Genomic DNA, 12,836 nt, shown 5'->3' on the forward strand with positions numbered 1-12,836 from the left:
CTCCTCCGCAGGAGTCAACGCACGGGATCTGTCCAGTGTTGGCGCCGACTTGGACGTTCCTTGCCGAAAGTCCCAGGCCGCTTTACTCCGGCATGGGGCGCGCGCTCATGCGATATACGCCCTGCTCACAAGGCGTTTCACGCCCCGGCTTTCTTGGCCGCCACCACGGCGTCGAAGACCTCCCGCTTGGGCACTCCGGCCTCCACCGCGACGGCCGCGATGGCCTCCTTGCGCCGCTCCCCCGCTTCTTCACGGATGCGAACCCGGCGCACCAGCTCCCCGGCGTCGACCTCCTCGGCCCCCTTCTCCGGAGCCCCCTCGACGACGACGGTGATCTCCCCGCGCACGCCCTCCGCCGCCCAGGCCGCGAGCGCTCCCAGCCCGCCCCGCCTGACCTCCTCGTACGTCTTGGTCAGTTCCCGGCACACGGCGGCCCGCCGCTCGGCGCCGAAGACCTCGGCCATCGCGGCGAGTGTGTCGTCGAGCCGGTGCGGTGCCTCGAAGTAGACGAGCGTGCGCCGCTCCTCGGCCACCTCCCTGAGCCGCCCCAGCCGCTCCCCCGCCTTGCGCGGCAGGAACCCCTCGAAGCAGAACCGGTCCACCGGCAGCCCGGACAGCGCGAGCGCGGTGAGCACGGCGGACGGCCCGGGTACGGCGGTGACCTTGATGTCCTTCTCGACGGCCGCGGCGACCAGCCGGTACCCGGGGTCGGACACGGACGGCATCCCGGCGTCGGTCACCAGCAGCACCCGCGAGCCCGCCAGGAGCGCCTCGACCAGCTCGGGCGTGCGGGCCGACTCATTGCCCTCGAAGTACGACACGACCCGCCCCGCCGGCTGCACGCCCAGCGCCTGGGTCAGGCGCTTGAGCCGCCGGGTGTCCTCGGCGGCGACCACGTCCGCGCCGGCCAGTTCCTCGGCGAGCCGGGGCGGGGCGTCCTTGACGTCGCCGATGGGGGTGCCTGCCAAAACAAGGGTTCCTGTCACGTTTCCATCCTCGCAGGGCGCATCCACGCGACTGTCACAGACGTGTTCCCTACGATGGCGCGGTGACCAGTACCGCGTCCTCCATGGACACCCGGCAGGGCCAGGCGCCGCACGAGCAGCGGCCGTCGTGGCAGCAGCGGCTGCGCCGATTCGGCTACACGGCGGCGCCCAGAAGCGATGTACGCGACCAGCTGGTGCCGCCGTATGTCCAGCCCGGCCCGCGGATGTGGCAGTTCCTCGGCGTCTCCCGCCCGCTCGCCGAGAAGATCGCGCGCTGGTCGGGCTGGGGCGGTCCGCTGCTGGTGACACTGCTGGCCGGGATGCTGCGGTTCTGGAACCTGGGCAACCCGAAGAAGGTGATATTCGACGAGACGTACTACGCCAAGGACGCGTGGGCGCTCGTCCACCGCGGCTTCGAGGTCAACTGGGACAAGAACGTCAACAACCTGATCCTGTCGACCAACGGCGACGTGCCCGTCCCGACGGACGCGGCGTACGTCGTGCATCCGCCGGTCGGCAAGTACGTCATCGGGCTCGGCGAGCTGATGTTCGGGTTCAACCCGTTCGGCTGGCGCTTCATGACCGCGCTGCTGGGCACCCTCGCGGTGCTGATGCTGTGCCGCATCGGCCGCCGTGTCTTCCGCTCGACCTTCCTCGGCTGTCTCGCGGGCGGGCTGATGGCGGTGGACGGGCTGGCCTTCGTGATGGCGCGCACCTCGCTGCTCGACGGGGTGCTGATGTTCTTCGTGCTGGCGGCGTTCGGCTGTCTGGTCCTCGACCGGGACCGGGCCCGAGCGAAACTCGCCGCCGCGCTGCCGGCCGACGCCGACGGCCGGGTCCGCCCCGACGCGCACATCGCCGAAACCCTCCGCCTCGGGGCGCGCCCCTACCGCTGGCTGGCCGGTCTGATGCTGGGCCTGGCCATCGGCACCAAGTGGAACGGCCTGTACTTCCTGGTCGCGTTCGGCCTGATGACGGTGCTCTGGGACGTCGGCGCCCGCAAGGTCGCCGGGGCCCACCACCCGTACACGGCGGTGGTCAAGCACGACCTGGGCCTGGCGTTCCTGGCGACGGTGCCGGTGGCGATCGTCACCTACATCGTGTCGTGGGCGGGCTGGATCCTGTCCCCGACCAACGGCAGCGGCGGCTACTACCGCGACTGGGCCACCGCCAACGGCCGCTCCAGCGACTGGTCGTGGCTGTTCCCCGACTGGTGGCTCAGCCTGTGGCACTACGAGCACCAGGTGTACGAGTTCCACGTCGGCCTCTCGTCCCCGCACACCTACCAGTCCAACCCGTGGAGCTGGCTCGTCGTCGGCCGCCCGGTGTCCTACTTCTACGAGTCCCCCACCCCCGGCAAGGACGGCTGCCCCGTCGACGCGGGCGAGAAGTGCGCCCGCGAGGTACTGGCCCTCGGCACACCGCTGCTGTGGTGGGTGGCCGCGTTCGCGGTCCTCTACATCCTGTGGCGCTGGGCCTTCCGCCGGGACTGGCGCGCCGGCGCCATCGCCTGCGGCGTGGCGGCGGGCTACCTCCCCTGGTTCCTCTACCAGGAACGCACGATCTTCTTCTTCTACGCCGTCGTCTTCCTCCCCTTCCTGTGCCTGGCCGTGGCCATGCTCCTCGGCGCGATCATTGGCCCACCGGGCTCCAGCGACACCCGGCGGGTGGTGGGCGCGACGGGGGCGGGGGTGCTGGTGCTGCTGATCGTCTGGAACTTCATCTACTTCTGGCCGATCTACACCGGGCAGGCGATCCCGATCGACCAGTGGCGGTCGCGGATGTGGCTGGACACCTGGGTGTAGGCGGGGGTTGAGTGGGGCGGCGTCAGTCCTGGACGACGGTGTTCGGGCTGGTGCCGCCGTCCAGATGGTCGGTGCCGGGGCCTCCGTGCAGCTCGTCCGGGCCCGGTCCGCCGTACAGCTGGTCCGTGCCGGGGCCGCCGTACAGCTTGTCGTCGCGCTTCTTGCCGAGCTTCTCGTCCCGCGACAGTTCGAAGCCGTCGCCCACCCTGCGCTCGCCCCACAGCACGTCGTCGCCGTCGTCGCCGTACAGGACGTCGTTGCCCTCGTTGCCGGACAGCCGGTCGTCGCCGGGGCCACCGTGGATCGAGTCGTCGCCCTGCTCGCCGGACAGGACCTGGTCGCCCTCCCTGCCCTGGAGCACGTCGTCGCCGGGGCCGCCCGCGGCACTGGACCCGTCGCCGACGGCGTAGATCGCGTCGTCACCGGGGCCGCCCAAGGCACTTGCCCCGTCGCCGGCGTAGATCGTGTCGTCGCCGTCATTGCCGCTGACCTGCACGCCGTGGATCGCCGTCAGCTTGTCGTCGCCGGGGCCGCCGTAGACAGTCGAGACCCCGTTCGAGGTGGCTGCCCAGGTGTCGTTGCCGGAGCCGAAGCTGAACACGGTGTAGCCCATGCTCGATTCGCCGACCCGGTGGGCACTGGCGGTGTCCTCTCCATCGCCGAGCTCCACGAGCAGCGTCTGGTACGGACTCGTGGCCATCTCCTCGATCCTCACCCTGCAGGAGACCTTGGTGTGGTCGGCGTCGCTGAGGTAGGCGCAACCTCCCCCTGGGGAGATGGGGACCACGTCGTCGATCACATAGGTGATGTCGTAGGAGCCGGAAGACGACTCGGTGACGGCCACCTTGTTGTTCTGGCCCGGGGCCGCCTGGTACTCGAGCCCTGCTACCGGGGCCGCCCGGTCTTTGACCGGCCCCTGCACGCCGACCGTCGCAGGCGGCACCGGCTTGCCGCGCCCGGGGCCGAGGGCGGCCGGCAGGGCGAGGGCCGTGCCGAGCGCCAGCACCAGTACGAAAGCGGCATGAAACGTTCGGAATCCGGCGAATCGATACGGCACGGTAGGACCTCCGGGCCCGGTTGCGGTGACCGACGACCCGTCCGACTAGCGGACCGCGTACTTGGTTGCCAGAAATCGGTCAATCATTCGGACAACAAAAGAAAACAACTCCCCCAGGTTTCCGTCATGTCACTTACAGTGCTGAGGACTTAACGGGGAGGGGACCATGACCAAGGGGGTCAAGGCCGCCGTCATAGGCAGCGTGTTCGCCGTGATGGTGGGCGGAGCCGGGTACGGGGCCTATAACATCGTGTCGGCGCTGAACGGCGGCGGGGCGACGGGGGCGGCGGGGCCCGCGCCGGCCAGGACCGGGCCGCCGAGCGCGGAGGAGGTCGAGGAGACCACGACCAAGTTCTTCGCGGCCTGGGAGAAGGGCGAGGCGGCACAGGCCTCGACGTACACGCACAACGACGCGGCCGCCGAAGCGGTGCTGTCCTCCTACAGCGAGGACGCCCACATCACCGACGTGAAGATCACGCCCGGCGCCGTGAAGAACACCACCGTGCCCTTCACCGTGAAGGCGAAGGTGTCCTACGGCGGGAAGTCCAAGCCGCTGACGTACAAGAGCGAGCTCGGCGTCGTGCGCGGGCGCACCACCGGGCGGGCCCTCGTCGACTGGCAGCCGGCCGTCGTCCACCCGCAGCTGAAGCGGGACGACACCCTGGTCACCGGCGAGGCCGCGAGCCCGCCCATCGAGGCCCTCGGCCGTGACGGCACCGTGCTGACGAAGGAGAAGTACCCCTCGCTCGGCCCGGTCCTGGACGCGCTGCGCGCCAAGTACGGCGACAAGGCGGGCGGCGAGCCCGGCATCGAGCTGTCGATACGGCACGCCGACGAGTCGCCGGACACCTCGCTGCTGACCCTGTCGAAGGGCAGACCGGGCAAGCTGGAGACGACGCTCAGCGCGAGCGTGCAGGCGGCGGCCGAGAAGGCCGTGAAGCGGTACGCCCAGTCGTCGGTCGTCGCCGTCAAGCCCAGCACCGGCGAGGTGCTGGCGGTGGCGAACCACCGCGACGACGCCTTCAACGCGGCCTTCGAGGGACGTGTCGCCCCCGGCTCCACGATGAAGATCCTCACCTCGGCGATGCTCATCGACAACGGCGTGACCACGATGAACGGCCCGGCGCCCTGTCCGCCCACCGCCACCTGGCAGAGCCAGACCTTCAAGAACCTCGACGGTCTGAAGCCGAACGAGAGCGCGAGCGCCACCCTCGCCAACGGCTTCCTGCGCTCCTGCAACACGGCCTTCATCAAGCTCGTCGACGAGGAACCGCTCACCGACGCCTCGCTGATGAACGAGGCCCAGGAGCGGTTCGGGCTCGGCCGGGACGACTGGAAGACCGGCATCGCCTCCTTCGACGGCAGCGTCCCCGCCTCCACCGGCCCGGACCGCGCGGCCAACGCCATCGGCCAGGGCCAGGTCCAGATGAGCCCGCTGAACATGGCGTCGGTGACGGCCACCGCGATCACCGGCTCGTTCCACCAGCCGTATCTGATCTCGCCCGAGCTCGACGACCGCCAACTGGCCACCGCGCAGGGGCTGCCGGCGAGCACCGCGGCCCAGCTGAAGCAGATGATGCGGCTGACCGCGACCCAGGGCACCGCCGCACCGGCCATGGCCGGGCTGGGCGGGGACATCGGCGCCAAGACCGGTTCCGCCGAGGTCGACGGAAAGGCCACCTCGGACAGCTGGTTCACCGGCTTCCGCGATGATGTGGCGGCTGCGGCCATGTCCGAGCAGGGCGGCCACGGCGGCGACGCGGCGGGCCCGATTGTCGCAGCCGTGCTACGAGCGTCCGGCTGAACTTATCCGCCGCGGCACGGGACTCTAGGGTGGTCGTCGTCGTTGGTATGCGTGAGGTCGGTGGGGCGGCGGGGGCCCCTGGAATACGCGAGGGAACGGAAAGAAGTGGGTAACAGAAGGCGCGTCGCCGAGCGACGGAAGACCAACCCCGCCGTACTCGGCGGGATGATCGCCGTGGTGCTCGGCGGCGCCGGGATCGGGGTCTACGCTCTGCTCGGCAGCGGCGCGGCCGCCGAGAACGGCACGGGCTCGTCGAGCTCCAGCCAGCGGGCCAAGGCCGTCAAGACCGGCCCGCTGTCGGCCAAGGAGGTCACGACCGCGGCCGAGGACTTCCTCACCGCCTGGCAGCAGGGCAAGGTGACCGCGGCGGCCAACGCCACCGACGACACCGTGGCCGCGAAGGCCCTGCTGACCGGATACACCAAGGACGCCCACATCAAGGACGTCACCCTCACCGCCGGCACCCGCACCGGCGACAAGGTCCCCTTCTCCGTGAAGGGCTCGGTGTCGTACAAGGGCACCACCAAGCCGCTGGCGTACGACAGTTCGCTCACCGTCGTCCGGCGCGCCGAGGACGGCAAGCCGCTGGTCCAGTGGCACGCCGCGGTCGTCCACCCCGACCTGGAGGACGGCGACACCCTCGTCACCGGCGAGTCCGGCACCCCGCCGGTCAAGGCGCTCGACCGGGACGGCGGCGAGCTGACGGAGAAGGAGTACCCGTCGCTGGGCTCGGTCCTGGACAGCCTGCGTGAGAAGTACGGCGAGAAGGCCGGCGGCAAGGCGGGCGTCGAGCTCCAGGTGGTCCGGGGCAAGGAGTCCAAGAAGGCCGAGCTGTCCGACAAGACCCTGCTGGAGCTGAGCGAGGGCACGCCGGGCACCGTGAAGACGACGCTCAGCCCGGCCATGCAGGCCGCCGCGGAGCAGCAGGTCGCCTCGAAGACGAAGGCCTCGGTGGTCGTGCTGCGCCCGTCGACCGGCGAGATCCTGGCGGTCGCCAACTCCTCGCACGGCTTCAACACCGCGTTCCAGGGCTCCCTCGCGCCCGGCTCCACGATGAAGGTCATCACCTCCTCGCTGCTGCTGGAGAAGGGCCTGGCGTCGGCGGACAAGGAGCACCCCTGCCCGAAGTTCTTCACGTACGGCCACTGGAAGTTCCAGAACGACGACAAGTTCGAGATCAAGGGCGGCACCTTCAAGGCGAGCTTCGCCCGCTCCTGCAACACGGCCTTCATCAGCCAGGCGCCCGAGCTGGACGACGACAGCCTCACCAAGCAGGCCCAGCAGGTCTTCGGCCTCTCCCTGAACAACTGGTCCGTCGGCGTCTCCACCTTCGACGGCGCCGTCCCGGTCCAGTCGCAGGCCCAGATGGCGGCCGAGCTCATCGGCCAGGGCGGGGTGCGGATGAACCCGCTGAACATGGCGTCCGTCTCGGCGACCGTGCAGACGGGCACCTTCAAGCAGCCGTACCTGGTCTCCCCCGAGGTCGACGGACGGCAGCTCGCGACGGCCTCGCGCACCATGTCCGCGTCCACGCTGTCCCAGCTGCGCGAACTGATGGCCTACACGGCGGCCTACGGCACGGCGGCCGAGGCGATGTCCGGGGTCACCGGTGACGTCGGCGCCAAGACAGGCTCGGCGGAGGTCGACGGTCAGAAGAAGCCGAACGGCTGGTTCACCGCGTACCGGGGCGACCTGGCGGCGGCCGGCGTCGTGCAGCAGGGCGGCCACGGCGGCGACACGGCCGGCCCGATCGTGGCGGCGCTGCTGAAGATGGGCGGCTGAGCCTCAGCACCCCCGTTGAGCCTCAGTACCCCCGCTGGGCCTCAGCGCCCCAGTTGAGCTTCATGCCCCACGGGTGCGGCGGCGGCCAGATACGTCCGCCGCAGAAACCTCATCAGCGCCTTCGTCTCGAACTGCACCACCGAGACTCCCTGCGCGGAGTGGAACTCCACCACGGCCTGCACCCGCCCGCACGGCCACACCCGGATCTCCCCACTCCCCGCGGGGGCCCGCAGCCCCTGCTCCAGCAGAGAGCGCGAGAAGGTCCACTCATGGGCCTCGCGTCCCGGCAACCGCACGCGCACCGAGCGCGGATCGCTGTCCGGGTCGTACCGCAGGATCACCGGCACCGCGTCCTGCTCTTCCAGCAGGAGGTCCGCGTCCGTGACGATATGGGCTCGTGCGTACTGCTCGACTACAGACATCGGACCGGCCCCTTACACTGCGTGACCTGAGCGAAAGCTGTGCTTCCGCCCCCCTCCAATGTCGCATATCTTCCGGAAAGCGCCCTTCGGGGCCGCCGTATCTCACATGTGCGATACACAAGCTCCTCGCTCTTGCAAGTGGTTCGCATTAAGCCACTATCATCGAACGGTGCACGTACCTGACGGATTCATAGACGCCCCCACCTCCGCCGTGGCCGGAGTGGTCGCCGCCGCCGCCGTCGCCGTGAGCCTGCGCGGCGCGCGCCGCGAGCTCGACGAGCGGACGGCTCCGCTGGCCGGTCTGGTGGCCGCGTTCATCTTCGCCGTGCAGATGCTGAACTTCCCCGTCGCGGCGGGGACCAGCGGCCATCTGCTCGGGGGCGCGCTCGCGGCGATACTCGTCGGCCCCTGCACAGGGGTGCTGTGCGTCTCGGTCGTCCTGCTCATGCAGGGCATCCTGTTCGCGGACGGCGGGCTGACCGCCCTCGGCGTGAACATCACCGACATGGCGATCGTCACGACGGTCGTCGCCTACGCCGTCTTCCGCGGCCTGGTGAAGGTGCTGCCCCGCGGCCGCCGTTCGATCACCGTCGCCTCCTTCGTCGCCGCCCTGCTGTCCGTCCCGGCGGCCGCGCTTGCCTTCACGCTGATGTACGCGGTCGGCGGCACCACCGACGTCTCCATCGGCAAGGTCGCCACCGCCATGGTCGGCGTGCATCTGCTGATCGGCATCGGCGAGGCCGCGATCACCGCGCTGACCGTCGGCGCCGTCGTCGCCGTACGCCCGGATCTCGTGCACGGCGCCCGCGATCTGCGGCAGCGCCTGCAACTGCGGGTCAACGGCGAGCTGGTGGACGCGCCCGCCGCCGGGCCGGCCGTCCCGGTCGCCGCCCGCTCCCCGCGCAAGGTGTGGGCCGTCGGCCTCGTCACCTCCCTCGTCCTCGCCGGGTTCGTCAGCTTCTACGCCTCCGCCGACCCGGACGGCCTGGAGAAGGTCGCCGCCGACCACGGCATCGACAAGAAGGCCGAGGACCACGCGAACTCCGACTCCCCGCTCGCCGACTACGGCGTCAAGGACGTCACCGACGCCCGCCTCTCCGGCGGCCTCGCGGGCGTCATCGGCGTCGGCGTGACCGTGGTCGCGGGCACCGGCGTCTTCTGGGCGCTGCGCAGGCGGCGTACGGCCGACGCGTCCGACGTGTCGTCCGCGAGCACGAGCGTCTGACATGGGTGCGGGACACGCGCACCGGCTCTACCGGCACGGGCACTCGCCCGTGCACGGTCTGCCGCCGCACACCAAGCTCGCCGCGACGTTCGCGTTCGTGGTGGTCGTGGTGTCGACACCGCGGGAGGCGATGTGGGCGTTCGGCCTGTACGCCGGGCTGCTCGGCCTCGTCGCGTACGCCGCCCGCGTACCCGCCGGATTTCTGCTGAAGCGGCTGCTGATCGAGGTGCCGTTCGTCGCGTTCGCCGTGCTGATGCCGTTCGTGGCGGAGGGCGAGCGGGTCGAGGTGCTGGGCATGTCGCTGAGCGTCAGTGGACTGTGGGGCGCCTGGAACGTGCTCGCCAAGGGGACCTTGGGCGTCGCCGCCTCCGTACTCCTCGCTTCCACGACCGAGCTGCGCGAACTGCTGCTCGGCCTCCAGCGGTTGAAGCTCCCGCCGCTCCTGGTGCAGATCGCGTCCTTCATGATCCGGTACGGCGATGTCATCGCGGACGAGATGCGGCGCATGCGCATCGCCCGGGAGTCGCGCGGATTCGAGGCGAAGGGCGTGCGGCACTGGGGTGTGCTCGCGAAGTCGGCGGGCGCGCTGTTCATCCGGTCCTACGAGCGGGGCGAGCGGGTGCATCTGGCCATGGTCAGCCGTGGGTACGCCGGTTCGATGCCGGTGATCGACGAGGTGACCGCGTCCCGGGCGCAGTGGTCGTACGCCCTCGCGCTCCCCTTCGCCGCCCTTGTCGTCTGCGTGTTGGGATGGGCCCTGTGAGTACTGCTTCCCTGGAGGTCTCCGGCCTCGCCTTCGCCTACCCCGACGGCCACCAGGCCCTGTTCGGCGCGGACTTCTCCATCGCGCGCGGCGAACGGGTCGCGCTGCTGGGCCCGAACGGTGCCGGCAAGACCACCCTCGTGCTGCATCTGAACGGCATCCTGACCGGCGGCACGGGCACGGTGAAGGTCGCCGGGCTGCCCGTCGGCAAGGAGCACATGGCCGAGATCCGGCGCCGGGTCGGGATCGTGTTCCAGGACCCGGACGACCAGTTGTTCATGCCGACGGTCCGTGAGGACGTCGCCTTCGGTCCCGCGGCGGCAGGCCTCAAGGGCCCGGAGCTGGAGGAGCGGGTCGACCGGGCGCTGGAGCGGGTCGGCATGGCGGAGTTCAAGGACCGCCCGCCGCACCACCTCTCCTTCGGCCAGCGGCGCCGGGTCGCGGTGGCGACCGTGCTGGCGATGGAACCGGAGATCCTCGTCCTCGACGAACCCTCCTCCAATCTCGACCCCGCCTCCCGCCGCGAACTGGCCGACATCCTGCGCTCGTTGGACGTGACCGTCCTGATGGTCACGCACGACCTGCCGTACGCCCTGGAGCTGTGCTCGCGCTCCCTGATCCTCAGCGAGGGCGTGATCGCGGCGGACGGGAAGACCGGTGCGCTCCTCGCGGACGACGAGCTGATGCGCGCCCACCGACTGGAGCTGCCGTTCGGCTTCGACCCGCGGTCCGTGACAATGGGCGCGTGACACATCAAGAGGACGCGGGATCGCTGTTCCTGGACGACCAGCTCTGCTTCGCGCTGTACGCCGCCCATCGCGCGGTGACGGCCGCCTACCGCCCGCTCCTCGACGAACTCGGCCTCACCTACCCGCAGTACCTCGTGCTGCTGGTCCTCTGGGAGCGCGGCGAGACGACGGTGAAGGAGCTGGCCGGGGCGCTGCGGCTCGACTACGGCACCGTCTCCCCCCTGCTGAAGCGGCTGGAGGCGGCGGGCCTGGTACGCCGTGAGCGGTCGGCACGGGACGAGCGGTCCGTGCTCGTGGCCGTCACCGGGCGCGGCGAGGAGCTGCGCGAGCGCGCGAAGTGCGTCCCCGGCGCGCTGCTCACCGCGACGGGGCTCGACGCGACGGGGATCGCGCGGTTGCGCGAGGAGCTGTGGCAGCTCGCGCGCAGAGCGCACACCGCCGCGGACCGGACCTCCTGAACTCGGGTTACCCGCGGTTGCTACCCCCTGGTAACGGCCCCTGACCTACCGGCAAGTACCTTGTGCACGATGCACTTGTGCGCGCCTTTTCCGATGCGCGCTGTTCCGGGGGGAGGGCCACCCATGACCGACGAGGGCACCGCCGTCGACACCCGTCCGACGAAGATCATGTACGTCGCCGAGGCCACCGCGCACGGCGGCCGGGACGGCTATGTCACCAGCCAGGACGGTCAGATCGAGCTGAAGGTCGCGATGCCGCCGCAGCTGGGCGGCGACGGCAACGGCACCAACCCCGAGCAGCTGTTCGCCGCCGGCTACAGCACCTGCTTCCACAGCGCGCTGATCCTCGTCGGCAACCGCGAGGGCTACGACCTCACCGGATCCACGGTCGCCGCGAAGGTAGGCATCGGCCCCAACAAGCACCGCGGCTACGGCCTCGCGGTCGCCCTCAGCGTCTCCCTGCCGGTGCTGGACGCGGACCTCGCGGCCAAGCTGGTCGACGCCGCGCACGAGGTCTGCCCGTACTCCAACGCCACCCGGGGGAACATCGACGTCACCATCCTGCTTGGGTAGAGGGGCACCCCGCACCAGTCAGGACGAGGAGACGGACGTGGACGCGAACGGCACAGTGGCCGAGGGCTTCGAGCCGGTCAGGGAGGCGTTCGTACGGAACTTCGCCGCGCTCGGGGAGCGGGGCGCGGCCGTCACCGTGTACCGGGACGGGCGCAAGGTCGTCGACCTGTGGGCCGGCACGAAGGACGTCGACGGCGAGCAGCCGTGGCAGCACGGCACCGCGCAGGTCGTGCGCTCGGCGACCAAGGGCGTCGCCGCGGCCGTACCGCTCTTGCTGCACCAGCGTGGGGTGCTGGACCTGGACGCGCCGGTCGGCGAGTACTGGCCGGAGTTCAAGGCGCACGGCAAGGAGCGGCTGCTGGTGCGGCAGGTGCTGAACCACCGCGCCGGGCTGCCGGTCCTGGACCGCCCGCTCACGCCCGAGGAGGCGCTGGACCCGCACCGCGGACCGGCGGCGGTGGCCGCGCAGACGCCCGTGTGGGAGCCGGGCACCGACCACGGCTATCACGCGCTGACATACGGCTGGCTGCTGGACGAACTGGTGCGGCGAGTGACGGGCCGCCTGCTCGGCGAGTGGCTCGCGGCGGAGGTCGCCGGTCCGCTGGGCGCGGATCTGTGGCTGGGGCTGCCGGAGTCGGAGGCGGACCGGGTGGGCCGTACCGGCAGGGTCGAGGGGCCGGAGCCGGCGGGCGGGCTGCGGGCGCGGCCGAGGCGCTCGGTCACCGAGGCCTACCAGGACCCGGACTCCCTCACCCGCCGCGCGTTCGCCGCGATCACCCCCTTCCCCGACCAGAACGAGCCCGCCTATCACGCCGCCGCCCTCCCCGCGACGAACGGCATCGCGACGGCCGAGGGTCTGGCCCGCGTCTACGCGGCGCTGATCGGCGAGGTCGACGGCGTACGGCTCTTCGACCCGGCGACGGTGGAACTGGCCCGCGCCGAGGAGTCGTCGGGCCCGGACCGCGTCCTGGTCGTGAACACCCGCTTCGGCCTCGGCTACATGCTCCACGGCACCGCGTCCCCCCTGCTGGGCCCCGGCTCCTTCGGCCACCCCGGCCGCGGCGGCGCCCTCGGCTTCGCCGACCCGGAGACGGGGATCGCGTTCGGCTATGTGACGAACGGCTTCCGCAAGACGGTGACGGCGGATCCGAGGGCGCAGGGTCTGGTACGGGCGGTACGGGCGTCGCTGGCAGGCTAGGGCCGGAGCCGGTG

At 70.9% G+C, this 12,836-nt stretch carries 12 protein-coding genes; 9 read left to right on the plus strand and 3 right to left on the minus strand.

The window, feature by feature from the left end:
- Nucleotides 1-137: 137 nt before the first annotated feature.
- Nucleotides 138-986, minus strand: coding sequence for a 16S rRNA (cytidine(1402)-2'-O)-methyltransferase (rsmI, locus tag ACZ7NC_RS05615; protein WP_471485155.1), 849 nt, complete (start codon nt 984-986; stop codon nt 138-140).
- 62 nt (nt 987-1,048) lie between these two features.
- Here rsmI and ACZ7NC_RS05620 point away from each other — a divergent pair, with 62 nt between their 5' ends.
- Nucleotides 1,049-2,791 (plus strand): dolichyl-phosphate-mannose--protein mannosyltransferase, encoded by a 1,743-nt coding sequence (locus ACZ7NC_RS05620; RefSeq protein ID WP_471485156.1) that lies wholly within the window; start codon nt 1,049-1,051, stop codon nt 2,789-2,791.
- A gap of 22 nt (nt 2,792-2,813) precedes the next feature.
- Here the strand turns inward: ACZ7NC_RS05620 and ACZ7NC_RS05625 are convergent, their stop codons facing one another.
- Entirely contained in the window at nt 2,814-3,848 is a 1,035-nt protein-coding gene (locus tag ACZ7NC_RS05625) for a calcium-binding protein (protein ID WP_471485158.1), read from the minus strand.
- 166 nt (nt 3,849-4,014) lie between these two features.
- Here ACZ7NC_RS05625 and ACZ7NC_RS05630 point away from each other — a divergent pair, with 166 nt between their 5' ends.
- Together ACZ7NC_RS05630 and ACZ7NC_RS05635 are read left to right on the plus strand one after the other, a co-directional pair.
- Nucleotides 4,015-5,652 carry a penicillin-binding transpeptidase domain-containing protein gene (locus ACZ7NC_RS05630; protein ID WP_471485160.1) on the plus strand — a complete coding sequence of 546 codons (1,638 nt, stop codon included), beginning with the start codon at nt 4,015-4,017 and terminating at the stop codon, nt 5,650-5,652.
- A 105-nt stretch (nt 5,653-5,757) separates the two neighbouring features.
- Nucleotides 5,758-7,434, plus strand: coding sequence for a penicillin-binding transpeptidase domain-containing protein (locus ACZ7NC_RS05635; protein WP_471485162.1), 1,677 nt, complete (start codon nt 5,758-5,760; stop codon nt 7,432-7,434).
- 41 nt (nt 7,435-7,475) lie between these two features.
- Here ACZ7NC_RS05635 and ACZ7NC_RS05640 read toward each other — a convergent pair whose 3' ends face one another.
- Complete coding sequence (locus ACZ7NC_RS05640) at nt 7,476-7,856, minus strand: SsgA family sporulation/cell division regulator (protein ID WP_471485164.1); 381 nt, start codon at nt 7,854-7,856, stop codon at nt 7,476-7,478.
- 169 nt (nt 7,857-8,025) lie between these two features.
- Between ACZ7NC_RS05640 and ACZ7NC_RS05645 the strand changes: the two genes are divergently transcribed.
- The 6 genes from ACZ7NC_RS05645 (at nt 8,026) to ACZ7NC_RS05670 (ending at nt 12,822) form a co-directional block, all read left to right on the plus strand.
- Nucleotides 8,026-9,081: an energy-coupling factor ABC transporter permease gene (locus tag ACZ7NC_RS05645; RefSeq protein WP_471485165.1), complete on the plus strand. Its 1,056-nt coding sequence runs from the start codon at nt 8,026-8,028 to the stop codon at nt 9,079-9,081.
- A gap of 1 nt (nt 9,082) precedes the next feature.
- Nucleotides 9,083-9,844, plus strand: coding sequence for a cobalt ECF transporter T component CbiQ (cbiQ, locus tag ACZ7NC_RS05650; RefSeq protein WP_471485167.1), 762 nt, complete (start codon nt 9,083-9,085; stop codon nt 9,842-9,844).
- Entirely contained in the window at nt 9,832-10,593 is a 762-nt protein-coding gene (locus ACZ7NC_RS05655; RefSeq protein WP_471485169.1) for an energy-coupling factor ABC transporter ATP-binding protein, read from the plus strand. Before cbiQ ends, ACZ7NC_RS05655 begins: the two co-directional genes overlap by 13 nt.
- The gene (locus tag ACZ7NC_RS05660) at nt 10,590-11,051 is read left to right on the plus strand and encodes a MarR family winged helix-turn-helix transcriptional regulator (RefSeq protein ID WP_471485171.1); all 462 of its coding nucleotides are present in this window, start codon (nt 10,590-10,592) and stop codon (nt 11,049-11,051) included. The genes ACZ7NC_RS05655 and ACZ7NC_RS05660 overlap by 4 nt, the downstream gene beginning before the upstream one ends.
- 123 nt (nt 11,052-11,174) lie before the next feature.
- Complete coding sequence (locus ACZ7NC_RS05665; protein ID WP_471485172.1) at nt 11,175-11,624, plus strand: organic hydroperoxide resistance protein; 450 nt, start codon at nt 11,175-11,177, stop codon at nt 11,622-11,624.
- Between the two features lie 37 nt (nt 11,625-11,661).
- Entirely contained in the window at nt 11,662-12,822 is a 1,161-nt protein-coding gene (locus ACZ7NC_RS05670; protein WP_471485174.1) for a serine hydrolase domain-containing protein, read from the plus strand.
- Nucleotides 12,823-12,836: the final 14 nt, after the last annotated feature.

This window comes from Streptomyces sp. NPDC111802, assembly GCF_055634335.1.

What these genes read in the sequence shown, in the direction of transcription:
- ACZ7NC_RS05630 (WP_471485160.1), top strand. Translation starts at nt 4,015, where the DNA reads ATGACCAAGGGGGTCAAGGCCGCCGTCATAGGCAGCGTGTTCGCCGTG.
- cbiQ (WP_471485167.1), top strand. Translation starts at nt 9,083, where the DNA reads ATGGGTGCGGGACACGCGCACCGGCTCTACCGGCACGGGCACTCGCCC.
- ACZ7NC_RS05665 (WP_471485172.1), top strand. Translation starts at nt 11,175, where the DNA reads ATGACCGACGAGGGCACCGCCGTCGACACCCGTCCGACGAAGATCATG.
- ACZ7NC_RS05640 (WP_471485164.1), bottom strand. Translation starts at nt 7,856, where the DNA reads ATGTCTGTAGTCGAGCAGTACGCACGAGCCCATATCGTCACGGACGCG.
- ACZ7NC_RS05655 (WP_471485169.1), top strand. Translation starts at nt 9,832, where the DNA reads ATGGGCCCTGTGAGTACTGCTTCCCTGGAGGTCTCCGGCCTCGCCTTC.